Here is a 24,637-nt window from a genome sequence, read left to right as displayed (position 1 = left end):
GATGAGAAAGGTCATCGGATGGTTCGTTGAACACTGGTACGTAGGGATTTTCCTCGCTCTGCTGATGCAGATGTGGGCTCACGGCCAGAACCAGTACGACCTCGGGCATAAGACCGCTCAGGCCGAGGGCGACAAGGCCCTGGCCGATCTGCGCGAGGAGCACCAGAAGCTGCGCGCCGACGGCGCCGAACAGAACCTGGTGCTTTACCGCCAGCAGGTAGAGCGCGCCAACCAGGCCGAGCTGGTGTTCCTGGATGCCCAGGACGAGATCGGCCGGCTCAAGCAGCAACTCACACAGGAGCGCATCAACCGTGTCTCGAATCAATACACGCCAGTTCGTGGCGGCGCGGCTGTTGCCGCTCCTCGCATCGTTATTACTTGTGGCTGGCTGCGCGACTTCAACGCAGCGCTTGGAGCCACTGCCCCAGCTCCAGCCAGCTGCCGAGCCTACGCCGGCTCTCAAGAAACGGCCTGGCCCGCCCCCAGCTCTGACGCCGAACTACTGGAAAGCGGCGTTACCGCAGCGGACATCCTGGCCCATGCGCGTGACTACGGCGCTTGGGCGCTCGCCAACCTTGCGCAGCTGAACGCGTTGATCGACCTACACAACAAGGACAAGCCCTGATGGATTTCGACTACCTGCTGCGCCTCGGCCAGTTCCTGTTCACCGTGGTGGTGGGTCTGTTTTCGCTGATGGCCGCACGCCGGGCCTCATCGAAGGTCGAGGCCGAAGCCCTGGCCCAGCGCCTGGCCGGGCAGGACAACCGGCTGACGGTGCTGGAGCAGCAGATGAAGCACCTGCCCACCAGTGACCAGTTCACCGAACTGGCCGGCGAGCTGGCCGAGCTGGCTGGAGACATGAAGGCGATCAAGGTCGAGATCGCGGGGGTAACCAAAGCGCTCGACCCTTTAGCACGCGCCGTTGAGCGCATGAACGAATACCTGTTGAACAACAAGTGAGGCTGCAATGAGCACTCAATATGCTGACTTTCTGCGCCAGGATCAGCGCCTGGTGATGCTGCGCATCCTCTCTGAGCTGCCGCAGTACCGCTCCAACTCCTCGGTGATCGCCAACCTGCTTGGCCAGTTCGGACACCACCCGAGCCGCGACCAGGTTAAGGGTGATCTGGTTTGGCTTGGCGAACAGGGCCTGGTGTCGATCGACGACATCGGCTCCGTCCTGGTCGTGACCCTGACCGAGCGTGGTGGCGACGTGGCTGCTGGCCGCGCCTCGGTACCGGGCGTCAGCAAGCCGAGGCCCTGACCATGGGGCGCAAGTCCAGCATCGACCGGCTAGAGCCGGCAGTTCGTACCCACATCGAGAAGCGCCTGCGCGAGCGGCGCCTCACCCTGGATGAGCTGATCGAGGATCTGCATGAGCACTTCCCCAGCGCGGACAAGCCCAGCCGCTCGGCGATAGGCCGCTACAAGGTCAGCTTCGACGAGATGGCCAAGCGGCTGCGCGAGCAGCAGGCCATGGCCAGCCTGCTGGTCGAGGAGCTGGGCGAGAACCCGAACGACAAGGCCGGCGCGCTGATGGTGCAGTCGATCCAGACCCTGACCACGCACGCGGCCCTGGGCGCGCAGATCGACGACGAAACCACCATCGACGACGTGCGCAAGCTCGCCCGCGCCGCGAAGGACGTGCTGCAGGCCAGCAAGGCCAGCCGTGAGGAGCGCAAGGCAATCGAGCGTGAAGCCCGCGAGGCGCTGCTGGCTGAGCAGCAAGAACGCCTGGAGGCGATGCGCGGCAGCGACGGTATGAGCGAGCAGCTTGAAAACCGCATCCTGGGCATTCTGCTGGGGAAAGCCTGATGGCCATGCAAACCACCACCGCCAACCTGGGCAAGAAACTCACCGCCACCAGCGCGCCGCGCAAGATCAATCTCGCCGAGGAGATGGAGCTGCTCGGCGTCGACGTGCCGCAAGAGATCGCCCAGGCCCAACCGACCAACCAGGCGGTGTTCCTCCCGTACCAGCAGCGCTGGTTCGAGGATCAGTCGCAGATCATGATTGCGGAGAAGTCGCGCCGTACCGGCCTCACTTGGGCCGAGGCCGGGCGCAACGTGATCAACGCCGCCAAACCGCGCTCGCGCGGCGGCTGCAACACCTTCTACGTGGGCAGCAAACAGGAGATGGCGCTGGAGTACATCGCCGCCTGCGCGCTGTTCGCCAAGGCCTTCAACGAGCTGGCCGAGGCGGACGTCTACGAGCAGACGTTCTGGGACGAAGGCAAAAAGGAAGAGATCCTTACCTACATGATCCGCTTCCCGAAAACGGGGCGGAAGATCCAGGCGCTGAGCAGCCGTCCGAGCAACCTGCGCGGCCTGCAGGGCGATGTGGTGATCGACGAGGCGGCATTCCATGAGTCCCTGGAAGAGCTGTTGAAAGCCGCCCTGGCGCTGACAATGTGGGGCAACAAGGTGCGCCTGATCAGCACCCACAATGGCGTCGATAACCCGTTCAACACCTACATCCAGGACGCCCGTGAGGGGCGCAAGGATTACAGCATCCACCGCATCACCCTGGATGATGCGATCGCCGAGGGCCTGTACAAGCGCATCTGCTACGTCACCGGCCAAGAGTGGTCCCCCGAGGCCGAGAAGGCCTGGCGCGATGGCCTGTACAAGAACGCCCCCAACATCGAGTCGGCCGAGGAAGAGTACGGCTGCGTACCGAAGAAGAGCGGCGGCGCCTACCTGAGCCGCGTACTGATCGAGGCGGCGATGGTCGCCGACCGGTCGATCCGTATCTACCGCTATGAAGCCCCGCAGGGCTTCGAGGAGTGGACACCCGAGCACCGCGAGGCCGAGGTGCGCGCCTGGTGTGAGGAGAACCTGCAGCCCGAGCTGGCCCGCCTGAGTGACCGCAACCGCCACACCTTCGGTGAAGACTTTGCCCGCCGTGGCGACCTCACCGTGTTCACCCCGCTGCAGATCGACCCGCTGCTGCGCAAGCGTGTGCCGTTCCAGGTGGAGCTGCGCAACCTCACCTACGGCGCGCAGGAACAGATCATGTTCTACATCTGCGATCGCCTGCCGCGCCTGACCGGCCTAGCGTTCGACGCCACCGGCAACGGTGGGTACCTGGCCGAACAGGCCGCGCTGAAGTACGGCAGCACCATGGTCGACCAGGTGGCGCTGTCGCTGGCCTGGTACGGCGAGTGGATGCCCAAGCTCAAGGGCGAGTTCGAGGCGTTCAACCTGCAGCTGCCCCGGCACCAGACCACGCTCGATGACCTGCTTTCAATCAAGGTCGAGAAAGGCATCCCGACCATCGACAAGGGCCGCACCAAGGATCTGGAGAGCACCAGCTCGAAGGCCAAGCGCCACGGCGACTCGGCCATCTCCCTGGCTATGGCCGTGCGGGCCAGCTTCATGCAGGGCGGCATCATCGAGGCGACCATGCTGCCTCGCCATAGTCGCGGCTTCGACAACGTGGCCAACGAAGACGACGACATCCAGTTACCGGAGCAAACCACATCATGGTGACCACATCCCGCATCCTGGGCCCCGATGGCCAGCCGATCCGCCTGGCCGAGATCCGCGAGCCGCAGACCGCCCACATCACCAGCCTGCACCACGAAGTGGGCAACCACCCCTCGCGCGGCCTGACGCCGAGCAAGCTGGCGCAGATCCTCGATCAGGCCGAGCAAGGCGACGTGATCGCCCAATACGAGCTGTTCGAGGACATCGAGGAGAAGGACGGCCACGTGTTCGCCGAGATGGACAAGCGCCGTCGCGCAGTCGCCCAGCTCGAATGGCAGATCGTGCCGCCGGATAACCCCACCGCGAAGGAGAAGGAAGCCGCCGCTGCCCTGCAGTCGCTGCTGGCCGGGCTGGATGACTTCGAGCTGATGCTGTTCGACGTGACCGACGCCATCGGCAAAGGCTTTGCCTGCCTGGAGTTCGACGGCTGGCACCGCGTAGACGGTGACTGGCTGCCGCGCGCGATCGATCACCGGCCGCAGACCTGGTTCCAGCTCACCCGTGGCGAGCGCCGCCAGGAGATCCGCCTGCGCGGCTCGATGGGTGGTGAGGCGCTGCAGCCGTTCGGCTGGATCACCCACGTGCATAAGTCCAAGAGCGGCTACCTGGAGCGCAGTGCGCTGTTCCGCGTGCTGGTGTGGCCGTACCTGTTCAAGAACTACAGCGTGGGTGACCTGGCCGAGTTCCTGGAGATCTACGGCATCCCGATGCGCGTGGGCAAGTACCCAGGCGGCGCCACCGAGAAGGAGAAACTGACCCTGCTGCGTGCCCTGGCCCAGCTCGGCCACAGCGCCGCTGGCATCATTCCGATCGGCATGGAGATGGACTTCCTCAACGCCGCAGAAGGTGACCCGGCTGCGTTCAAGCTGATGATCGACTGGTGCGAGCGCACCCAGAGCAAGGCCATCCTGGGCGGCACGCTCACCAGCGGTACCGGCGATGGCACCAACACCAACGCCCTTGGCAACGTGCACAACGAGGTACGCCTGGACCTGCGCGACTCCGACGCCAAGCAGCTGGCCGCTACGATCAGCCGTGACCTGGTGTTCCCGATCGCCGTACTCAACGGCCTGGCCGACAACTGGAAGCGCTGCCCGCGCCTGGTGTTCCCCACCGATGAACCGGAGGATCTGCAGGCCTACGCTCAATCGCTGCCGCAGCTGGTCAAGATGGGCTTCAGGATCAGCCGCCAGTGGGCCCAGGAGAAAGTGGGCATCCCCGAGCCGGCCGAGAAAGAGGACGTGCTGCAGCTGCAGGCCGAGCCATCGGCGCCGACCGGGCCCGAGCAACCTGCAGGCGTTGCGGTGGCCACCGCACAACAGAAGCCGGCCACCACCGCCGCGCAGCGCCTGGACGATGACCTGCAGCCCATCACCGGCCAGTGGATCGTGCGCATTCGCCAGCTCGTCGAGCAGGCCGAGAGCCTGGAGCAGATCCGCGACGGCCTGGCCGAGCTGCTGCCGGACATGACCCTGGAGCAGTACGCCGAGGCCATGGCGCAGGCGCTGGCCGCTGCTGCGCTGCAGGGGCGCCTGGACATCGTCCAGGAGGCCGCCAATGGCCGTTAGCGCCACGTCGCTGCCGTTCCGCGAGCAGAACGAGTTCCTGCGCCGCAAGCTGAACCTGCCCACCAACGGCTGGACGGACGTGTACGGCCGCGAGAACGACTATGCGTTCGTGGTGGCCGGTGCCAACCGCAACGACCTGGTGGCCGACTTCCACCAGGCGGTACAGCGCGCCATCGAGGGCGGCACCACCCTGGAGGCGTTCCGCCAGGACTTCGACCGTATCGTTGCCAAGTACGGCTGGAGCTACAACGGCGGCCGCAACTGGCGCTCGCGGGTGATCTACGAAACCAACATGCGCAGCAGCTACATGGCCGGCCGCTATGAGCAGCTGCTGGCCGTGCGCGAGGAGCGCCCTTACTGGCAGTACCTGCACAGCGACGCGGTCGAGTACCCGCGCGAGGAGCACGAAGCCTGGAACGGCATGGTGCTGCGCTGGGATGACCCGTGGTGGCAGTACCACTTCCCGGTCAACGCCTGGGGCTGCCAGTGCGGCGTGCGGGCGCTGAGCTATGACGACCTGGTACGCATGGGCAAGACCGGGCCGGACACGGCGCCGCCGATCGTCTTCGAGCAACGCACCATCGGCCAGCGCAGCCCGCAAGGCCCGCGCACGGTGACGGTGCCGGTGGGCATTGACCCTGGCTTCGAGCACATCCCTGGCCAGTCGCGGCTGGAGAGCCAGGTGCCGGTACCGCGCCTGGGTGAGGAACTGATCCCATCCGCCGCGCCTGGCCTGCCCAATCGCCCGGCGCCGGATGCGCTGCCGGTACCGCGCGCGATCGACCCCGAGACCTTGCCGCCTGCAGGCATGAGCGATGCCGAATACGCCCGCCGCGCGCTCGATGCCTTCGGCGCCCAGCTAGATGCCGCCGAGCTGCTCACCGACGTCCTGGGCGAGCGCATCGCCGTTGGCCCGAGCATGTTCCAGGAGCCAACTGGCGCCCCGGCCGTGCAGGGCCAGGGCGAGCTGCTGCCGCTGCTGGCGGAAACGCTGTTACAGCCAGACGAGATCTGGACGCGGCTGGAGTACTCCGAACCGCTGCGCAAATCGCAGGTGCTGCGCCGCTACCTCGGCCGCTTCAACCTGGGCCAGCAGCTGACGCAGCTGGTGGTCATCGAGCTGGCAGGCAACGCCTGGAGCTGGGATATCGAGGCAGACCGCGAAGGCCTGGCCGAGCTGCTGCGCCAGGGCGTGCGCCTGTACCGGCGCGAGGACTGACCATGGCCGGCGTTACGCTTGAGTTCGATGCGGTTGCCGCACTGGCGGTTGTCAATGAGGCCGCCGCCGCGCTGGCCGACCCGGCACCGATGCTGCGTGATATCGGCGAGTACCTGCTGATCGCCCACGACCAGCGCTTCGCCAGCCAGGCCTCGCCAGACGGTACGCCCTGGCAGGCGCTGTCGCCGGCCTACCTGAAGCGCAAGAAGAAGAACCGCGACAAGATCTTGGTGCTCGATGGTTTCCTGAAGAACACCCTGCGGTACCAGGTGAACAACAACGAGCTGCTGTTCGGCACCAACCGCATCTATGGCGCGATGATGCACTTCGGCGGCAGCATCGACGTCGCCGCCCGCAGCCAGCAGGCCTACTTCCGCCAGGACGGCAAGACCGGCGACGTGGGCAACCAGTTCGTCAGCAAGCGCAAGAGCAACTTCGCCCAGTGGGTCACCATCGGTGCCTACACCATCCAGATCCCGGCGCGCCCTTGGCTGGGTATCAGCGACGATGACGGCTACGGGATTGCCGGCATCGCCACCCGTTACCTGATGCCAAATTCCGCATAACGCCAAAACGCGCCAGGAAGGCCCCTGGAGGCGTTTGGGGGCTGCCGTTGTACGCGTCGGGCTGCCTCTGGCCATTTCCGGGGCTGTTTGGGCGTTTATAAACACGGTAGGCGGGGTGGCAGTGACTCACCTTTGCGCCTACCGCCGCAAAACACCCCACCGAAAGATTTTTGCCCCGTCAAAATTACTTGCCCGGCCTGCCGCGCCAAGCTGCCGGCATGAAGACAAAACGCCTCCCTCTCGCCGTTGCACTCGCCGCCTGCAGTTTCGTACTGGGGGCGCCGGCTGCCGACAACACCATCTGGGTTCAGGTGACCCCGGCTGGCCATTTCCTGCCGGCAGATGGCCGCGAGATCAAGGTGCCGTCCTGGCACATCAACCAGGCAGTGGCCACCAAGGTCATCGAGCGCTTCCACGCTCGCAAGAACAAGCGTGTGGTCGACTACGAACACCAGACCCTGCTCAAGGAAGAGAACGGCCAGCCCGCTCCAGCTGCAGGTTGGTACCAGGCCCTGGAGTGGCGTGAGGGCGAAGGCCTGTTTGCCCAGGTGCAACTGACTGCCCGCGCCGCGCAGTACATCGCCGAGGGCGAGTACCAGTATTTCTCCCCCGTGTTCCTTTACCACCCGACCACCGGCGACGTCCTGGACGTGCAGATGGGCGCGCTCACCAATGCCCCGGCAATCGACGGCATGCAGGAACTCAGCCTGCGCGCCGCCGCGTCGTTCGGCTGTTTCGATGACTCCCCAGAGGAAAACCCCGTGAACCAATTGCTGCTGGCGCTGATCGCCGCCCTCGGCCTGGCCGAGAACACCACCGAAGAGCAGGCAGTCGCCGCGCTCTCCGCCCACACCACCAACCTGCGCAAGCTGCTGGGCCTGGATGAAAAGGCCGGTGGCGAAGCCATGCTGGCAGCCTGCACCGGCCTCAAGGCCAAGGCCGCTACCTCTGTTGACCCCGCCAAGTTCGTACCGGTGTCGGCTATCGAGGGCATGCAAGCCGAGATCGCCGCGCTGACCGCTCGCCTGGGTGAGCGTGATGACAAGGATCTCGACAGCCAGATCACCGCCGCCCTGGAAGACGGCCGCCTGGCCAAACCGATGGAAGAGTGGGCACGCGACCTCGGCAAGAGCAACCGCGCTGCGCTGACTGCCTACCTGGACAAGGCGAAGCCGATTGCTGCGCTGAGCCGCAGCCAGACCGGCGGTGAGCCTCCGGTGGCGGACGAGAAAACCGGGCTGACTCAGGAAGAGCTGGCTGTGTGCTCGCGCATGAACCTGACACCCGAACAGTTCAAGGCCGCCAAGGCCGAGGAGCAATAAGCCATGACCGCGCTGACCAAAGACCGCAACACCAAGCGCCGTGATGGCGTGCAGTACTCCGACCCGGTAGCCGCCAGCACCAAGGTTTTCGCTGGTGCTCTGGTGTGCATCAACGCCTCGGGTTTTGCCGTACCGGGCAGCACCTCCGCCACCCTGAAAGCCCGTGGGGTTGCACAGGAGTACGTCGACAACTCTGCCGGTGCCGCCGGTGATCTGCGCGTGGAAACCCGCCGTGGCGTGTTCCCGTTCGTCAACAGCGCCTCGGCCGACGAGATCACCCGCGCCGATATCGGCGCCACGGCCTACATCGTCGACGACCAGACGGTCGCCAAGACCTCCGCCACCAACACCCGCTCGGTTGCCGGCGTTATCCGCGATGTGGATAGCGATGGCGTCTGGGTCGAGATCTAAGGAGCAAGACTCAGATGATCATCAACAAGCAAAACCTCTCCATCCTGCACACCGGCTATAAGGCGTCGTTTCAAGGCGCATTTCAGGGCGCAGTGATCGACTATGACCAGATCGTGATGGAAGTGCAGTCCGGCACCGCCATCGAAACCTACGGCTGGCTGGGCGCTACCACCCGCTTCCGTGAGTGGCTGGGCGACCGCGTGATCCAGAACCTGGCGCTGCATGACTACAGCATCAAGAACAAGACCTTCGAGAACACCGTGGGCGTGCCCCGCGAGGCGATCGAGGACGATCAGTACGGCACCTACAACACCCTGATGGCGCAACTGGGCCAGGACGCCAAGGAGCACCCGGCCGAGCTGGTGTATGCCCATCTGAAGAATGGTTTCACTGGCAAGTGCTACGACAGCCAGTTCTTCTTCGACACCGACCACCCGGTGATCGGCGCCAACGGCCAGGAAACGTCGGTGAGCAACTTCCAGGGTGGTAGCGGTACGCCGTGGTTCCTGCTGGACGTCACTCGCATGATGCGGCCGATCATCCTGCAGAAGCGCAAGAACTATCAGTTCGTTTCCAAGACCGGCGAGACCGACTCCAACGTGTTCGACCGCAAGGAGTTCGTGTGGGGCGTGGATGCACGCCTGAACGTCGGTTATGGCCTGTGGCAGCTGGCCTACGCCTCCAAGGAAGCACTGGATGCCGACAGCTTCAACGCGGCCTATGCCGCCATGCAGGAACTCAAGGGCGACAACGCACGCCCGCTGGGTATCCGTCCGAAGCTGCTGGTAGTGCCGCCAAGCATGCGTGCTACTGCCCTGGAAGTGGTCAAGGCCGAGCGCAACGCGGCCGGCGCCACCAACATCAACCGCGACGTGGTCGACGTGCTCGTCACCCCGTGGCTGGCCTGATGGAGGTGATCCATGGCTGGTAAAGGGTCCACCACCAAGGCGCCTGCAAAGGCGCCTACCAAGAGCGCAGCAAAGGTAGCCCCAGCGGCTGCCCCTGCGGCCGCCGAACAGCTGGACAACCAGCCGGCGGCATCTACCGAGAACGCTGCACCGGCTCAGCTGACCGAGCCGGCCAGCACCGAACAACCCGCGAGCGATGCACCCAGTCTGGAGGCTGGTACCAAGGGGCAGGAAGCCCCGACATTTCTGATTCTTGATGGCGTCCGGGCTGGTGAATACGTCGAGGCCTTGAAAGCGGGAGGCGCAGAAGTGCTTCCGCTCTCCGAGTTGACCGAAGCGGATCTGCGCCTGCTCGGCCAGTTCGTCGAGATCGAGGGTTTTTCTGATTTGCCGCCTGAGCAACTGGCTATCCAGATCGAGGCCAAGGTGGGTATCGGAGCAGCGGTTACGCCTGCGCCGTCCACTGGCGACCCTGATACCGCCCCGGCCGCGCCTGATACGGCGGCCGCAACCAGCCAAACGGCATCTGCCGCGCCCCAGGCGTCTGTGGGCGATGCCGTGGTGTCTCAACCAGGTGCGGAGGCGCAGGCAGCGGCATCGCCTGCAGGTGGCAGTGCCACTGATGCTGTTGATGGCCTGGACGATGACGGCGATATCGAAGGTCTGTGGGTGGTGGCGATTCCCGAGCAGGGCTTCCGCCGCTGCGGCTTTCGCTTCACCCGCGAGGGTTTCGGCATCGCCCTGGATGCGCTGACGGAAGAGCAGATCGAGCAGCTGGAGAACGAGCCCAACCTCAAGGTTGAGCGCGGCATCTTCTCTGGCCGTGTCGGCGAGCGCGTGTACTGACCCATGAACTACATCACCCTCGACGACCTGGCCGAACGCCCAGGCGCACGCGAGCTGGCCCAGGTGGCCACCAAGGAAGGCGTGCGCGCGGTGGCCACCGATCTGATGGAGGCCACCCTGCGCGGCGCTGACCGCAGCGCCTGGGCGGCTGACCTGGTCGCCGTTGCGGATGATGCCCTACAGCGCATCCAGGACGCCGTCACCGAAGCTGAAAGCCTGATCGACGGCTACCTGGCCAAGCGCAGCTACCCGCTGCCGCTCAGCCCGGTACCGAAGCTGGTCACCGGCTGGGCGCGCGATATCGCCCGCTACCTGCTGCACAAGGACCGTGGCGGCAAAGAGGATTCTGACCCGATCGTGCGCAACTACAAGGATGCGCTGAAGTTCCTGGGCCTGGTCGCCGAGGGCAAGTTCAACCTGGGCGCTGAAGACCCGATCGCCAGCAACCCGGATCTGCTCGATGTGCGCTTCGAGTCCGCGCCGAGCGTGTTCAATCGCAAAGATAGGCGGGCGTACTGATGAACTTCGCGCCCCTGGATACCACGCTCGTCGAGAACCGCCTGCGCGACCAGGTGACGGACTTCGGCGAGGTCAACGGCGCCGCCGCGTATCACACGCTCAAGGGCCTGCAGGACTTCCGCACCGGCGACTGCTGGGTGGTGCTGGCAGCCGAGAGCAACCCGGCAGCTGATGGCGGCCAGCCTCGGCGCAAGGCTGCAGCCGCTGCTGTGTTCGGCGTGGTGATCTGCGCCAGGAACTACCGCGACCTACATGCGGACGCGGCCAAGGATGAAGTGATGACTTTTGTCGGAAAGTCCCGAGAGGCACTTATCGGCTGGGCCCCGGCCGGCTGGAAGGATTGCATCTGGCTCAAGGGCCAGGTGCTCGATAGCGACAGCGACCGTGTGCTCTGGATCGACATTTACACCACCACCCACGTACTAGGAGGCAACCCGTGAGCAAGCAAACCGAAACCGCAGCCAAACCGGCCGCCAAGCCCGAGCTGCACAAGGTGAAACTGGCCAAGCCGCACAAGCATGCCGGCGAGGATCACCCCAAAGGCGCGACCATCAACGTGACCGCCCCCGAGCGCGACTTTCTGATCCGCGTGGGTGTGATCGCAACCCCTGAAACTACCGACGCCGCCGCTCCGGCTGCCGAATAACGAGGTGCACAATGTCTGAGTCTTACTACTTCGGCCAAGGCAAGCTGTGGATTGCTGAGATCGGCGCAGGCGGTGTCCTGGGCGACTGGGTATGGTTGGGTGATGTGTCCGAGCTGACCGGTCAGGGCAACGAAACCCGCGTTCAACACCGTGAGTCGTTCAGCGGCGTTAACGCAATGGTGCGTGACTTTGGCAAAGAGGCTGGGATGACCTGGAACGCCACCATGCACCAGCTCGACACCGACAACGTCGGCCGCTTCACCCGCTCCCGCATGAGCGCGCAGATCGCCGGCACCGTGACCGGTGAGCAACTGCCCAACCCAGTGGAGGATGGTGAACTGATCACGCTCGACTACATGAACGTGACCGACCTGGTGATCACCGACAGCCTCACGCCGACCCCGGCGACGCTGGTGCGTGGTACTCACTACGACTACGACATTTTTGGTGATGTCGAGATCCTCACCCTGCCGACCAGCCCCGCGCCGACTTTTCCACTGCTGGCCGCATACAGCCATGGCGCAACCAAGCAGGCCGCGTTCCTGGCCGGCACCGACAAGAACTACGCCCTGAAATTCAAGGGCAAGAACCTGGCCGAGAACGGCGCGCCGGTCCTGGTCGAGCTGTACAAGACCAGCGCCGGCCTGCTGCAGCAACTCTCGCTGATCACCAGTGGCAACCAGTTGGCCGGCTCGCCGGTTACCTTCACCACGCTCCTGGATTCCAGTAAGCCTGCCTCGGGCGACCTTGGTCAGTTTGGCCGCTTCGTTGAAATGGCTTCCTGACCATGGCTCAGCGCAAGAAGAAGCAAGGCATCATTATCGCGCCCGAGGCCCCAGCGGCCGAGGGCGCGGATGACCTGCAGAAACTTCACCCAAACCTGGAGGCGAAGCTGAACGGCCGCATCGTCGTCGTGCGCGAGTACGGCTTCGTCGAGGGCCTGCAGGTTCGCCAGCAGCTCAAGCCGTTCCTTGAGGGGCTGTACGAGCTGATCAAGGCCGAATCGGTGCCGCCCCTGGAAAAGATCATGGAGCTGGTCGTTGCGCATCTGGGCGACGTCCTGCAGGCGGTGGCCACCTCGGCCGACATCGAGGTCGATGAGCTGCGCACGCTGAAGAACCAGGACGAAGGCGATGCCCTGCTCTTCAAGTGGTGGACAGCCAACGGCCCTTTTTTCTATCGGCGCGCCCTAAGCCGGATTCTGGCCGAGCGTTACCGGGCGGCCGAGGCGGAAAAGCAGCGCGCTGGGCAGACGTCTATGCCTGTCTCATCCGCGCCGGCTACGGCGACGTAGAGCGAATAGGCCGATACACCGAGCGGCAGATCATGCTGCTGTTCGAGGCTGAGAAAAGGCGCAGGCGCCTTGAGCGAGCCGAAAACTTCATCGACCTGAACAGGGCCGGTGCATGTGTGAAGGATGCCGAGGAGCACTACAGACTGCTCCAGAAGTGAAGCCAGGAGAAAACCATGGGATCTGACCCCGCCCGCCGTATTCCAACCGCCTTGTAGGAGGCACCATGAAACAGGCCATTGCCGAGCTGCAACGTACTGCAGAGATTGCCGAACATAACCAGCCCTACAGCGAAGCTGAAGGCGATACCGCCCAGGCCGAGCTGCAGCGCACCACCTCGCAGGAATGCCGTGAGGCGATCGAGCAGTTGAAAGGCGACTCTCCCGAGCTGTAACACCCGAACCCTGGCGGCGGGTAACTAGCCGCCATCGACACAGCAAGGTGCATCTATATCGTTAGATGCGCCTGGCTGTGCATGCTTTTGCCTCGTCAAAATTACATCCTGCCCCGCGCGCGCGAGCATGTCGGCATCCCACCCATCTGGATGCTGACCGATGAACAATCGCGGTGATATCGAGTTTGCCCTACGGCTTCGCACTGAGCTTGAACAAGGCCAGCGCGAGCTGCAGGGGCTTGCTCAGACCGTTGAGGGCGTCGGTGCCGGCGCAGCAACATCAAGCGCTGAACTCAATCACCTGGGCGAGACCGCAGACCAGGCGGCGGCTCGCCTGCGTGGTATTGCCGAGGCGGCGGTACAGCAAAAGGTCGCCGCCGACGCTGCTGCGGCGAGCATGATGGAAAGCGCCAATGCCACGCGCCTGGCGGGCGCCAACTGGCAGGAAAACGCAGCGGCTCAGAACGAGTCGATGCGTGCCTACCACGCTGCCGAGCGCGCCGCCCAGGAGAAGGCCCAGGCCGATCTGCGTGCTGCCGAGGCCGCCGCTCAGGCCGCAGCGGCTACCGAGAAAGAGGCCCAGGAGCTGCAGCAGCTGCTCGGCAAGATCGATCCGGTTATCCGCAAGCTCGACGAGCTGGACAACATGGAGCAGCAACTGCGCCGCGCGCGCGCCTCCGGCCAGATCGACCTCGACACCTTCGACGACTTCAATACCAAGCTGCAGGAGCAGCGTCAGCGCCTGGGCGGTACCACGGACGCGATGCGCGTCGCCGGCATCACCGCCGGGCAGTACCAGCAGGCCATGCGTCAGCTGCCGATGCAGATCACCGACATCACCACCAGCCTGGCCAGCGGCATGCCCATCTGGCTGGTGGCTATACAGCAGGGTGGGCAGATAGCGGATAGCTTCGGTGGCGTTGGGAATGCAATAGACCTGCTGACTAGGCGTTTTCAGTCGTTATTTGGCATGGGCGAGGCCATTGAGCTAATTGGAGGTGATAGCGGCCTATCGGGCGCCGCAGATGAGGCGCAGCAATCGCTGAGCGATACAGCGGAGGCGGCTAACAACTTAAATGATGCGGCGCACACAGCAGGCAGCTCGCTGGCAAGCATGGGGCTGGGGTTGAACCCATTGACGCTCGCTATTGCTGCCGTCACTGCTGCGATTGGTGCGACGGTGATCGCGGCCGTTCAGGGCGCGGCCGAGACTTACGAGTATGAAAAGGCCATTGCCCTGACGGGAAACTCAGCGGGCGTCTCGGCTGACCAGTTGGCGGCAATGGCCCGCCAGATTGATGCGGTATCCGGTACCCAGCGCCAAGCTGCAGCCGCGCTGGCTGAAGTAACCGCTGCAGGCAAGTTCACTGCCGATCAGATCCAGCTCATCGCGACGACTGCTGTGGTGATGGAGAACAGCATCGGCCGCGCTGTCAGCGCCACGGTGGACGAGTTCAAGAAGCTGGCCGAGGAGCCAGCCGAGGCATCCGCCAAGCTCAACGTCCAGTACAACTACCTGACCCTTGCGGTCTACGAGCAGATCGCCGCACTGGAAGCCCAGGGCGATCAGGCCGGCGCCACACAGTTGGCGATGGAAGCTCTGGCCGAGGCGATGCAAAGCCGATCAGAGGAGATTGCTGAAAAGCTGGGTTTGATTGAGTCCGCCTGGAAGGGGATTACAAACGTCGCCGCTGTTGCGTGGGATGCCATGCTCGGTATTGGGCGAGAAGAGACTCTGGATGACCAGCTAGCGGCTATTCAGCGTCAGCGTCAGGCCGCTCAGTTTGGTGTGCGCGGTGATCGAGTGGCTGCTGGCATCGATCCTGCTCTCGAAGCCAGGCTGGCCGCAGAAGAAGAAGGTATTCGCCGGCAAATAGCGCTTGAAGCCGAACAGGCCAAGCAGAAGGGAGAGGCTGCCGCTGCTGAGCGTGAAGCCATCGAAGCATCGAAGGAGCGCACCAAGGCCGGTGATGCATTCGTCAAGAGTGCCGAGGCCCAGCTACAGAGCCTGCAGAACCTGACCAGCGTAGAGCGCGCACAGCGGGTGATGCAGGAACAGAACATCGAGGCCACCAGCGAACTGGGCAAGCGCATGCTGGAGGCGGCTGAAGCCACCGATAAGCAGCGCGAGGCCAACCAGGCCGAAGCCGATGCCAAGCGTGCGGCCACCGAAGAGCAGCGCAAGGCCACTGCCGCCCTGCGCGAGCAAGAACGCGCCGCCCAGGCCGCGCTGCGTGCAACCGAGCAGAGCGTTCGCCAGCAACTCAGTTACGTCCAGGGCCTGGAGGATCAGGCCGCCAAGATCGGCCTGACCGCTGCCGAAGTGCGCCAGTACGAGCTTGCCGAGAAAGGCCTGGCCGGCGCCATGCGTGCGCGGGCCGATGCCGCCCTGGCTCTGATCGATGCCGCCGAGGCACAGCGCCAAGCCGACGCCAACGCCCGCACCAATGTCGGCCTTGAGGCCGAGTTCCTGCGTGCTGCAGGGCGAGAGACCGATGCTGCGCTGCTGGAGATCCGCGCCAAGTTCGCCGGCATGCGTACCGAGTTCGAGAAGGCCGGCAACGAAGCCGGCCTAGCCTGGCTCGACAAGCTGATCCCTGTAGCCGAGGCCAAGGTGCGCGTCGATGACGTGCAGCGCGAGATGGACCGCATCCTGGCCGAGCAGCAGCGTCAGGAGCAGTCGGTCAACGTGCAGCAGGATGCCGGCCTGATAACCGAGCTGCAGGCGCGCGAGCGCATCCTGGAAATTCACCGCCAGACCTACGCCCAGCTGGAGCAGATCCGCCCGGTGCTGGCCGAACTCGCCGCGCAACCTGGTGCAGTCGGCGAGGCGGCCTCCCAGGCCCTGTACGCACTCGACGCTCAAGCCCAGCGCCTGATGGCCACCACCACGCTCCTGCAGGAGACGCTGCGCGATGGCCTGACCACTGGCCTGACCGAAGCCCTCACAGGCCTGGCACGCGGCACCATGACCCTGCGCGAGGCCGTCAGCGCACTCGGCCAGAGCGTGCTCGATGCGCTTACCCGCATGGCGGCCGAGAACCTGGCGCAGTCCATCACCGGTGGCGTGATGGGGCTGTTTGGCGGTGGTGGTCAGGATGGAGCTGGCCTCACCACCGGGGCGGCAGCTGTAACGACTTCGGCCGGCGCGCTCAGCGCTGCAGGCGCCACGCTGATGACTGGTGCTGCTGCTATTCAGACCGCTGCTGCCAGCCTTGCCGCCGCCAATGGCGTCAGCGGTGCCACCGGCTCAGGCTCGTCGGGTGGTTCCGGCTGGTTGGGGCTCCTTGCTTCGGCGGGCAGTGCGTACTTCGGTGGCGGTGCTGGTAGTGCGGCAGGAGCCAGCACCTATACCGGCGCGTTTGGCTTCGCCGAGGGTGGCTGGCCTGGCGGCCAGGTACGCGGGCCGGGAACACCAACCAGCGACAGCATCCCCATATGGGTGAGCGACACCGAGTTCATTACTCGGGGCGCCGTAGTGCAGCAACCGGGCATGCTCGATCTGCTCAGCGACATCAATGCCCGTGGCTGGGCGGCAATCGATGACCTGGTGTGGCATGGCGCAGCGCGTCACTCAACTGGCGGCCTGGCCAACGTGCCGGCACCGGCTTTGCCATCCCCTGGGCTGGCAAACACCCGCTTGGCCGAGCCGGCGAAGGCTGCAGGCGCGACCCTCAACAACAAGCAGAACTTCTACCTGGTCGACGACCCGAACCGGATCGGCGACGTGATGTCCGGCCCGATCGGCAATGAGGCGATCGCGGTGGCCATCTCCCGCGAGCCAGGCAAGTACCGCCAAATCCTAGGACTGAACCCCTGATGCCTCATCAAATCGGCTTCGTCGACAACTCGGGCGGCGTGCTCGCCCACTACAAGATGCTGGAGACCATCCGCGACTTCGCCTCGGCGAACGGCTGGACGGTTCTGCGATACGACACCGCCCCGGCCAACCGCGAGTTGATCCTCAAAGGCGTGGGCTACACCGGCGAAGAGGAGATCTTCGTCGGCTTTCGCACGTACCAGGACGCCAGCGCTGACTACTACAACCTAGTTGCGGCCGCCTTCACTGGATACGTGCCGGGCAATAGCTTCGATACTCAGCCCGGCGCCATGCTTTCCGGCGTGCCCGCACACAACAATCGAATCGACTACTGGCTAACTCTCACCCCCCAGCGCATTGCGATGGCGATGAAAGTGGGCACGCCAGTGTACGAGAGCTGCTACGTCGGCAAGTTCTTGCCATATGCAAGGCCGAGCCAGTACCCGTACCCGGTGATCGGCGCCGGCATGCTCATCGGAACACCTGCGACGCGTTTCAGCGATACCACGCATTCGATGCCCTACAAGGGCGCCCGTGCAAACATGCGTATGCGCTTCAACGATGGCGTCTGGCGGCAGCCGGAATGCTGGCCGTGGAACAACATTTATCTAACCGGTACTGGCTCTGGAGTGCAGACCCAGCAGCGTGATACCGGTGCCTACTATCCCGGTAACTCGGTGGTGCTTTGTGACACCCAAGGCGTCTACGGTGAGCTGGAGGGCATCCGTCATATCAGTGGCTTCAACAATGCAGTCGAGAACACCCTGGTAATAGATGGTTCGGACTGGGTTGTTTTCCAAGACGTGAGCCGCAATGGCTTCAACGACTACTACGCATTGAGGATGGACTGATGGCTTTCTACAGCGGCTCAGCTAGTAGTTTTGAGGACCTACTCACCGCGTTGGCTAGTGCTTGCGCAACAGAGGGCTGGGTTTGGGCTGATGGCATTCTCAGCAAGGGGGCGGCCTATATCAGGCCATACACGTCCGCTGCGAACACCACATCCGAGGGGCTTGGACTACTGATTCAAGGCGGTACGGGAAAGAGTGGTGGTGCGTTGACTGGAGCGTCAGGCGTGATTCCTCGCTTAGGTCGTGCAGGAGCGACGGCAGCGATGGTCGATATTTCGTTCCCTGTGGCCTACAGCATCCACGTCTTTGATAGTCCAGACGAGGTTTATCTGTTCATACGCTACAGCGTTGATCGCTTTAGCTGGCTCGCGTTTGGTGTATCGAGTGTGCCTGGCTTGCCAGGAACTGGTCTTTGGCTTGCGGCGTGTGCACGCCGTGGCTACATGTCCAGCGGCGACTTGGGTGGCTTCAGTATTCGTCCAGATTCAGGTGGCGGTACCGGTATCAACAACTCCAGTAGCGCGCGCTGCTCGCCGGGGCTGTTTTGGGTCTCAGATCGGGCATCAAATTTTACCGCTCGCCAGGATTGTATCCACGCTAACATCGATGGCGAAGGCTGGTCCGGCCAAACTGGGGGTGGGAGCGGAATCCAAGGATTCAATGCTATTTACCCAGTTTTTAATCTAATCACCTATTCCCCAAGCCCGTGGAATGGTGAGTCGATTCTGATCCCTATACAGCCACATATATGGCGCGCCTCAAATAAATGCTCGCTTGTTGCGGATCTGGGGCATGCCCGGTACGTGCGCATCGATAACTATGAACCTGAGCAAATAATCAGCATCGGTCCTGATCAATGGAAGATTTACCCATTCGCCCAGAAAAACAGTGAAGAGCGCGATGGGGCAACATACGGCATTGCGCACTCGGGCACGTTTGGAATCGCCATCCGCTATGACGGGCCCTAAGTCATGGCTGTCATTAGCGCGTTTTCTAGTCAGGCACCGCTGAATCCCTCACACAACCCGATGTTGAGCGCTGACCTGGAGCAGCTCGATGGAATTGTCGGCTGGCCCGGTGGGCAGTCCGCAGTGGCCGATTGCGCTCGGGCCCAGCTCATCACCAGTTGGCCGGTAGAGGCCAACAGGCAGGCCATCAGTGCGATCAGCGTCAACTGCTATAGCGCTGACTTCTATCACCGCATCCATATCAGCCCACAGCAGCTGGACCTGGGTAACGTCGTCTCCGCACAGACTCAGGACGTTTTCCTGTGGAATGCATTCCTGGAGCCCCGCACACTGGTCGATATCGACGGCACGGACGAAGGCGTGCTGGTCAGTGGCCAGCCCAGCCCGCCACTGCTGTTTCCGGCTCTTAAGGAACTGACCTGGCAGCTCACCGTCACCCCGGATGGCCAGCCGGTGCTCGATACCGTCGTTACCTGGGAGTTCGACAACGGTCGCGAGGCTGGCCTACGCATCACCGCCAACCGCATCATCGCGTGGACCTTCGTGCCGGACTGGGGCGACGGCATCGTCGAGGGGCTCACGGCCGCCACTGATATCCTGCAGAGTGAGTCCGGTGTCAGCCAGCGCCGCAAGCTGCGCGGCTCGCCGCGTCGTGAGTTCAATGGCGCAATGTATGCCGAGGGTCGTGAGCGTCAGCTGCTCGATCTCGCGCTGTTTGGCTGGAGCGATCGCATCTGGTCGATTCCGATCTGGCCCGACATCCAACTGCTCGATGCCGGCATTGCCGCAGAGGTCGACTTCATCCCCTGCAGCACCCAATGGCTCGACTTCCGCAACGGCGGCCTGGCTATGCTGCGTGGCGAGGATGCCTTCACTTCGGAGACGCTGGAGATCCTCGAAGTACTTCCCGAAGGCCTGCAGCTCAAGCGCAACACCCAGCTGGCCTGGCCGGCCGGGTCGCGCCTGTATCCCGCTCGCTCGGCTCAGCTGCTCGAGGAGCCATCGCTCAACAAGCTGACCGACCGGCTATTCGAGGCCGAGGTTCGTTTCCTGGTGGTCGAGGTCTGCGACTGGCCGAAGTGGTTGCCCGCCACCTTATATAGAGGGCGCCCGGTCTGGGATCGCCGGCCGGACGATAGCGAGAATCTCACCCATGCTGCGCAGCGCCTGCGCTCGACGCTGGACAGCGGTTTTGCCCAGCCGTTGATCACCGATACCGCCAGACGCGCCCTGCAGGTGCTCGGCCAGCGCCATCTTGACCTCGGCCGGGAGGCCCGCGCCCTGGTGCGCTCGTTCATCTACGGCATGGACGGCCGGCAAAAGGTGGTGTGGGTACCGACCCATATGGATGACCTGACGCTGCTGGCGCCTGCCACGGCGGTGGCCACCACCATCGACGTCGCCAACATCGGTTACACGCGCTTCAGCAACGGCAAGCCAGGGCGCCGCGACATCCGCATTGAGCGCTGGGATGGCACGGTGCTGATGCGCCGGATCATCGGCGCCACCGAGCTGGATGGCCAGACCGAGCGCCTGGCGCTGGATGCTGCGCTGGGCAGCGATCTGCAGCCTGCAGACGTCGCTCGAATCAGCTGGATGAACCTGATGCGCTTCGAGAGCGATACCCAGAATATCGAGCACATGACAGACAGCGAAGGCGTTGCTGCCTGGGCAACGGCTTTTCGCGAGGAGCGTGACGATGAGTTTTGATAGCCGCGAGTTCTCGCTGGATGACGGCGCGCCGTATCGCAACTATCAGTTTGCCCGTGGCGTGCTGCGCTGGCTGTACACCAGTAGCGATCGGGACCGCGCCGTTGGCACTCAGATTTTCCGCAGCGTGCGTGGCGGTATAGCGGATGACGGCATCCGGCAGACAGGTGAGGCTAGCGTCGAGCTGCTGAAGATCACCGCGCCGGCCGATCTGGAGGTCGCCAGCTTGTTTCGTGGTGTGCCGCCTTCCAGCGAGATTGCGCTGACCATCTTCGACCGGCACGAAGGCGAATCCGAGCAGGTAGTGAGTTGGGTCGGCAGCATTCAGAGCGTCTCTTGGCCCAAGCGTGACCAGGCACAACTGGTCTGCCAGCCGCTCTCCGCACGCATGACGATGCAGGGGCTGCGGCAAGGCTGGGAGCGACCCTGTCACCACGCTCTCTACAGCGTGGCGTGCGGCGTCAATCGTGACCTCTACCGCATCTCGGCCTTGATCCAGGGCATCACCGGTGCGGCGATCATCAACGGCGCCTTCGCTGGCTATCCCGATGGCTACTTCACTGCCGGATGGGTCGAGTGGCCGGTCGGCTCCGGCGAGTACGACATGCGCAGCATCGAGCGGCACAGCGGCAGCAACCTGGTGCTGCTGGGCGGTACAGCCGGCCTGCAGCCTGGCCAGACGCTGCGGGTTTACCCCGGTTGCGACCAAACCATGCCGATCTGTAATGGGCGATACGACAACCGCCTCAACTATGGCGGCTTCCTGCACCAACCAGGCCGTTCGCCGTTCGATGGCGACCCGGTTTTCTAGGAGATAGTCATGGACCCGTATACCTGGGCGTATATCGCCATCATGGCGATCAGTGCCTACGTCTCGTACAAGAACCGCCCCAAGACTACGGCCCCAAAGCCGGTGGCGTTCGAGGACTTCAGCTTCCCGCAGGCCGAAGAGGGCACTTCGCAGTGCGTGTTCTTCGGCGACAACTGGACACCGGATTGGATGGTGCTCGGCGTTGGCAACTACCGCACCCAGCCCATCAAGACCAAGGGTGGTAAGAAGTGATTAGCGACGATGAGCTGTTTGTGACGCTCGAGCACATGCACAGCGTGCCGGGTTACGGCAGCCGGCCAGGTTTCTGTCATAAGGGCGGGCGCGCCCTGGCGGCCAAGTACGGCTTGGACTGGGCGCAGATTGTGCGCGATGGCGGCATTGCCGCCAGCAAGTTGGTTGCCACCGGGGATGCCATGGCATTGCACCTGGTCGAGTTCGCGCGTCAGGAGGTGGGTAATGGGCAGTAAGAAACCCATCAAGGTTGGCTATCGCTATTTGTTCGGCATCCACATGGGTATCGGCAAGGCGATCGACGAGCTGGTTGCGATCGAGGTTGGCGGCAAGCGCGCTTGGACCGGCAGCGTCACCAGCAACCAGCGCATCAGCATCAACGCGCCCGAGCTGTTCGGCGGTGACGATGGTGAAGGCGGCATCAGTGGCTCCCTTGACGTGATGATGGGCGCGGCGGATCAGCCGGTTAACGCCTCATTGGCTGCGATGCTTGGTGGCCTGGTACCGGCTTTCCGTGGCGTTTGCACGCTGTTCTATGACGGCCTGGTCACCAGCATGAACCCGTACCCGAAGGCCTGGAAGATGCGCGTTCGGCGTGCATTGAAGGGCTGGGACGGCGCGGTCTGGTACCCCGAGCGCTGCATCATCGAGATGGCGTCCGGTGCGATCAAGGCGATGAACCCGGCGCACATCATCTATGAGTGCCTGACAAACCGTGACTGGGGGGGCGCCATGGATCGCAGCCGCCTCAATGATGCGTCGTTTCGGGCGGCCGCCGACGTGCTGCACGCTGAAGGCTTCGGCCTGTGCCTGCGCTGGGTGCGTCAGGACAGCCTCTCGACGTTCGTCAGCCACGTGCTCGATCACATCGGCGGCAACCTGTTCGTCAGCCGCCAGACCGGCGAGTTTGAGCTGACCCTGGTGCGTGACGACTACGATCCCGAGTCGCTGCCGCTGTTCGACGAGGACAGCGGCCTGCTTTCGATTACCGAAGACGACAACTCGGCCACGGCCGGCGCCGCCAACGAAGTCATCATCAAGTGGCGTAATCCGATCGACAACTCCAACCGGCAGAAGCGTGAGCGCAGCCTGGCTGCTATCCAGGCCGCCGGCCAGCAGCTGTCTGTCACCATCGAGTACCCCGGTATTCCCACTGCTGAGCTGGCGGGCCGGGTGGCGGTGCGCGATCTCCGATCGCGGTCGATCGGCCTGAAGCGCTTCAAGGTCCAGCTAGACAGGCGCGGGCGCAACATCAAGCCCGGGGCGCCGTTCCGTATCCGCAGCCTGAGCCGGGGCATCGAGGTGATGGTGGTCAGGGCCGGGCGCTTCGAGGACGGCACCCTGGCTGATGGCAAGATCACTATCACGGCCGTGCAGGACGTGTTCGGCCTGCCAGCCACCAGCATGACGCCGCCCCAGCCTGGCGGCTGGGTACCGCCAGATACTGCCCCGGCACCAGTGGCAATTCGCAGGCTGACAGAGGTCACCTGGCGCGACCTGGTGCAGACCATCGACGCGGCCAACCTCAACCTGGTCGACCAGACCACGGCCTTTATCGCCGCCCTGGCCATCAAGCCAACATCCCTGTCGCTGGGGTTTGCGGTCGAATCGCGAGTGGGCTCGGCCGCGTATGTTCGTGTTGGCCCTGGGGACTTTTGCCCAACCGGGCTGCTGGTCGCCGGCATCTCGTCTACGGCCACAAGCATCCAGCTCAGTGCCCCTGACAACCTGGACTTGGTTGAGGTGGGCAGCGCGGCGCTGCTCGACAATGAGATCGTGCGGGTCGACGCGATCAATCTGGAAACGCTCATCGTGACTATCGCCCGTGGCTGTGTGGATACCGTACCGGCTGCCCATAGCGCCGGGGCACGGGTATGGTTCTTTGAGGACTACGTGGGTGAAGACCCCACCGAGTACTCCTCCGGGGTGAGCGTCCAGGTCCGGCTACGCACCGTCACCAGCTCGGGCACGTTGGCTCCCGAGTTGGCCGGTACCGACACGCTGGCCCTGGTTGGCCGCCAGGCCTTGCCGTATCCGCCCGGCAATCTTCGCCTTAACGGCGCGAGCTACCCGACCGAGGTCACCGGCGAGGTTACCGTCAGCGTTTCGCACCGTGACCGACTCCTGCAGGCCGATCAGCTGATCGACACGCTGCAGGGCGATATCGGCCCGGAGGCTGGCACTGAGTACCGGTTCCGCTTCTACAGCGGCACTACGCTGCGCCGCACGGTTCAGCAGCCCGGCACTTCGTACACCTATCTCCTGGGTACCGAGATCAGTGACGGTGGCCCCTTCAACCCGCTGCGCGTGGTCGTTGATTCTGTGCGGGGCGGTGTGTACAGCCTGCAGGCGCACGACATTACTGTCGCGCGCCTCGGCCTGGTCACTGCACCGCCTATCCGCTTGAGCGTCACACCAACTGCCTTTGGTGCTGATACGACCGCGCACCTGGTTGCCATGCCAGCAGTGGTAGAGCCTGGCGACTTGCTGCTGATGCACTTCGTCAACGATGGCAACGCAACAGTGGTCACGCCCGCAGGCTGGACGCTGCTCAACACCACACTCAGCGGCACCCAGGTGCGCTCTAGCTGGTACTGGAAGTTGGCCGCCGGCACCGAGGATGGAACCACCGTTGACATGGTCACCAGTACTGCAGAGCACGCTGCGGCCCAGGTTCATCGCTTTCAGGCCGGTACCTTCGATGCTGCAGTCGCACCCGCGATCGCTGTGGCCACCGGCGCGAGCGTGTCCCCGAACCCGCCCAACCTGGCGCCGAGCTGGGGTGAGGCAGATACCTACTGGATCGCGGCCTATGGGGCGGATGACGATGATGCGACCACAGGGTGGCCATGGATTGAAGGGCAGACCTACACGCCGAGCGGTACCGGCACGACCACGTGCTCGGCTGCTTCGTGTGTTCTGGCGTTGAGGGTGGCGAACATCGATCCGGCGACGTTCACCATGGCGGCGAGTGAGGAGTGGGTGGCGGCGACCATTGCGATCAAGCCAGCGTGATTTGGCAATTCCTTTGCCGTATTGGTAACGTG

Annotated in this window: 27 protein-coding genes; all 27 read left to right on the top strand. The window is 63.9% G+C overall.

Going from position 1 to position 24,637, the window contains the following annotated elements:
* Position 1: 1 nt before the first annotated feature.
* Positions 2 to 625: a lysis protein gene (locus tag H3221_RS11900; RefSeq protein ID WP_196474645.1), complete on the top strand. Its 624-nt coding sequence runs from the start codon at positions 2 to 4 to the stop codon at positions 623 to 625.
* On the top strand, positions 625 to 960 hold the full coding sequence (locus tag H3221_RS11895; RefSeq protein ID WP_196474644.1) for a DUF2730 family protein: 336 nt from the start codon (positions 625 to 627) through the stop codon (positions 958 to 960). The genes H3221_RS11900 and H3221_RS11895 overlap by 1 nt, the downstream gene beginning before the upstream one ends.
* 7 nt (positions 961 to 967) lie before the next feature.
* A complete protein-coding gene (locus H3221_RS11890) occupies positions 968 to 1,264 on the top strand; it encodes a VpaChn25_0724 family phage protein (RefSeq protein ID WP_196474643.1) in 297 nt (98 codons plus the stop codon).
* Between the two features lie 2 nt (positions 1,265 to 1,266).
* Entirely contained in the window at positions 1,267 to 1,815 is a 549-nt protein-coding gene (locus H3221_RS11885) for a phage protein Gp27 family protein (protein ID WP_196474642.1), read from the top strand.
* The gene (locus tag H3221_RS11880; protein WP_196474641.1) at positions 1,815 to 3,491 is read left to right on the top strand and encodes a hypothetical protein; all 1,677 of its coding nucleotides are present in this window, start codon (positions 1,815 to 1,817) and stop codon (positions 3,489 to 3,491) included. The genes H3221_RS11885 and H3221_RS11880 overlap by 1 nt, the downstream gene beginning before the upstream one ends.
* Positions 3,485 to 5,056, top strand: coding sequence for a DUF935 domain-containing protein (locus H3221_RS11875; protein ID WP_196474640.1), 1,572 nt, complete (start codon positions 3,485 to 3,487; stop codon positions 5,054 to 5,056). Before H3221_RS11880 ends, H3221_RS11875 begins: the two co-directional genes overlap by 7 nt.
* The gene (locus H3221_RS11870) at positions 5,046 to 6,275 is read left to right on the top strand and encodes a PBECR2 nuclease fold domain-containing protein (protein ID WP_196474639.1); all 1,230 of its coding nucleotides are present in this window, start codon (positions 5,046 to 5,048) and stop codon (positions 6,273 to 6,275) included. The genes H3221_RS11875 and H3221_RS11870 overlap by 11 nt, the downstream gene beginning before the upstream one ends.
* A 2-nt stretch (positions 6,276 to 6,277) precedes the next feature.
* Positions 6,278 to 6,841, top strand: coding sequence for a phage virion morphogenesis protein (locus H3221_RS11865; protein WP_196474638.1), 564 nt, complete (start codon positions 6,278 to 6,280; stop codon positions 6,839 to 6,841).
* A gap of 218 nt (positions 6,842 to 7,059) precedes the next feature.
* Positions 7,060 to 8,163 carry a phage protease gene (locus H3221_RS11860; protein ID WP_196474637.1) on the top strand — a complete coding sequence of 368 codons (1,104 nt, stop codon included), beginning with the start codon at positions 7,060 to 7,062 and terminating at the stop codon, positions 8,161 to 8,163.
* Between the two features lie 3 nt (positions 8,164 to 8,166).
* Complete coding sequence (locus H3221_RS11855; protein WP_196474636.1) at positions 8,167 to 8,574, top strand: hypothetical protein; 408 nt, start codon at positions 8,167 to 8,169, stop codon at positions 8,572 to 8,574.
* A 14-nt stretch (positions 8,575 to 8,588) separates the two neighbouring features.
* Positions 8,589 to 9,482 (top strand): Mu-like prophage major head subunit gpT family protein, encoded by an 894-nt coding sequence (locus H3221_RS11850; protein WP_196474635.1) that lies wholly within the window; start codon positions 8,589 to 8,591, stop codon positions 9,480 to 9,482.
* Between the two features lie 12 nt (positions 9,483 to 9,494).
* A complete protein-coding gene (locus H3221_RS11845) occupies positions 9,495 to 10,328 on the top strand; it encodes an HI1506-related protein (RefSeq protein ID WP_196474634.1) in 834 nt (277 codons plus the stop codon).
* A 3-nt stretch (positions 10,329 to 10,331) separates the two neighbouring features.
* Positions 10,332 to 10,847: a gp436 family protein gene (locus H3221_RS11840; RefSeq protein ID WP_196474633.1), complete on the top strand. Its 516-nt coding sequence runs from the start codon at positions 10,332 to 10,334 to the stop codon at positions 10,845 to 10,847.
* Complete coding sequence (locus H3221_RS11835; protein ID WP_196474632.1) at positions 10,847 to 11,287, top strand: phage tail terminator protein; 441 nt, start codon at positions 10,847 to 10,849, stop codon at positions 11,285 to 11,287. The genes H3221_RS11840 and H3221_RS11835 overlap by 1 nt, the downstream gene beginning before the upstream one ends.
* The gene (locus H3221_RS11830; RefSeq protein ID WP_196474631.1) at positions 11,284 to 11,493 is read left to right on the top strand and encodes a DUF7210 family protein; all 210 of its coding nucleotides are present in this window, start codon (positions 11,284 to 11,286) and stop codon (positions 11,491 to 11,493) included. The genes H3221_RS11835 and H3221_RS11830 overlap by 4 nt, the downstream gene beginning before the upstream one ends.
* A gap of 11 nt (positions 11,494 to 11,504) precedes the next feature.
* On the top strand, positions 11,505 to 12,278 hold the full coding sequence (locus tag H3221_RS11825; RefSeq protein ID WP_196474630.1) for a phage tail tube protein: 774 nt from the start codon (positions 11,505 to 11,507) through the stop codon (positions 12,276 to 12,278).
* A 2-nt stretch (positions 12,279 to 12,280) separates the two neighbouring features.
* Positions 12,281 to 12,787 (top strand): DUF6631 family protein, encoded by a 507-nt coding sequence (locus H3221_RS11820; RefSeq protein ID WP_196474629.1) that lies wholly within the window; start codon positions 12,281 to 12,283, stop codon positions 12,785 to 12,787.
* Positions 12,788 to 12,819: 32 nt separating this feature from the next.
* The gene (locus tag H3221_RS25615) at positions 12,820 to 12,945 is read left to right on the top strand and encodes a hypothetical protein (protein WP_263482761.1); all 126 of its coding nucleotides are present in this window, start codon (positions 12,820 to 12,822) and stop codon (positions 12,943 to 12,945) included.
* Positions 12,946 to 13,010: 65 nt separating this feature from the next.
* Positions 13,011 to 13,178 carry a hypothetical protein gene (locus H3221_RS11815; protein WP_196474628.1) on the top strand — a complete coding sequence of 56 codons (168 nt, stop codon included), beginning with the start codon at positions 13,011 to 13,013 and terminating at the stop codon, positions 13,176 to 13,178.
* 160 nt (positions 13,179 to 13,338) lie between these two features.
* A complete protein-coding gene (locus H3221_RS11810) occupies positions 13,339 to 16,998 on the top strand; it encodes a phage tail length tape measure family protein (protein WP_196474627.1) in 3,660 nt (1,219 codons plus the stop codon).
* Positions 16,998 to 17,849 carry a hypothetical protein gene (locus tag H3221_RS11805; RefSeq protein ID WP_196474626.1) on the top strand — a complete coding sequence of 284 codons (852 nt, stop codon included), beginning with the start codon at positions 16,998 to 17,000 and terminating at the stop codon, positions 17,847 to 17,849. The genes H3221_RS11810 and H3221_RS11805 overlap by 1 nt, the downstream gene beginning before the upstream one ends.
* On the top strand, positions 17,849 to 18,817 hold the full coding sequence (locus tag H3221_RS11800; RefSeq protein ID WP_196474625.1) for a hypothetical protein: 969 nt from the start codon (positions 17,849 to 17,851) through the stop codon (positions 18,815 to 18,817). Before H3221_RS11805 ends, H3221_RS11800 begins: the two co-directional genes overlap by 1 nt.
* Before the next feature lie 3 nt (positions 18,818 to 18,820).
* Positions 18,821 to 20,527 (top strand): hypothetical protein, encoded by a 1,707-nt coding sequence (locus H3221_RS11795; protein ID WP_196474624.1) that lies wholly within the window; start codon positions 18,821 to 18,823, stop codon positions 20,525 to 20,527.
* Positions 20,517 to 21,338 (top strand): phage BR0599 family protein, encoded by an 822-nt coding sequence (locus H3221_RS11790; RefSeq protein ID WP_196474623.1) that lies wholly within the window; start codon positions 20,517 to 20,519, stop codon positions 21,336 to 21,338. Before H3221_RS11795 ends, H3221_RS11790 begins: the two co-directional genes overlap by 11 nt.
* Before the next feature lie 9 nt (positions 21,339 to 21,347).
* Complete coding sequence (locus tag H3221_RS11785; protein ID WP_099481865.1) at positions 21,348 to 21,590, top strand: hypothetical protein; 243 nt, start codon at positions 21,348 to 21,350, stop codon at positions 21,588 to 21,590.
* A complete protein-coding gene (locus tag H3221_RS11780; RefSeq protein WP_224490576.1) occupies positions 21,587 to 21,826 on the top strand; it encodes a hypothetical protein in 240 nt (79 codons plus the stop codon). Before H3221_RS11785 ends, H3221_RS11780 begins: the two co-directional genes overlap by 4 nt.
* Entirely contained in the window at positions 21,816 to 24,605 is a 2,790-nt protein-coding gene (locus tag H3221_RS11775) for a phage tail protein (RefSeq protein ID WP_196474622.1), read from the top strand. The genes H3221_RS11780 and H3221_RS11775 overlap by 11 nt, the downstream gene beginning before the upstream one ends.
* Positions 24,606 to 24,637 lie beyond the last annotated feature (32 nt).

The organism is Pseudomonas chaetocerotis, from assembly GCF_015712105.2.
In the GTDB taxonomy this organism is placed as follows: domain Bacteria; phylum Pseudomonadota; class Gammaproteobacteria; order Pseudomonadales; family Pseudomonadaceae; genus Aquipseudomonas; species Aquipseudomonas chaetocerotis.
Note: the sequence above shows the minus strand (reverse complement) of the source record. Positions and strands in the feature narration are given on the sequence as shown.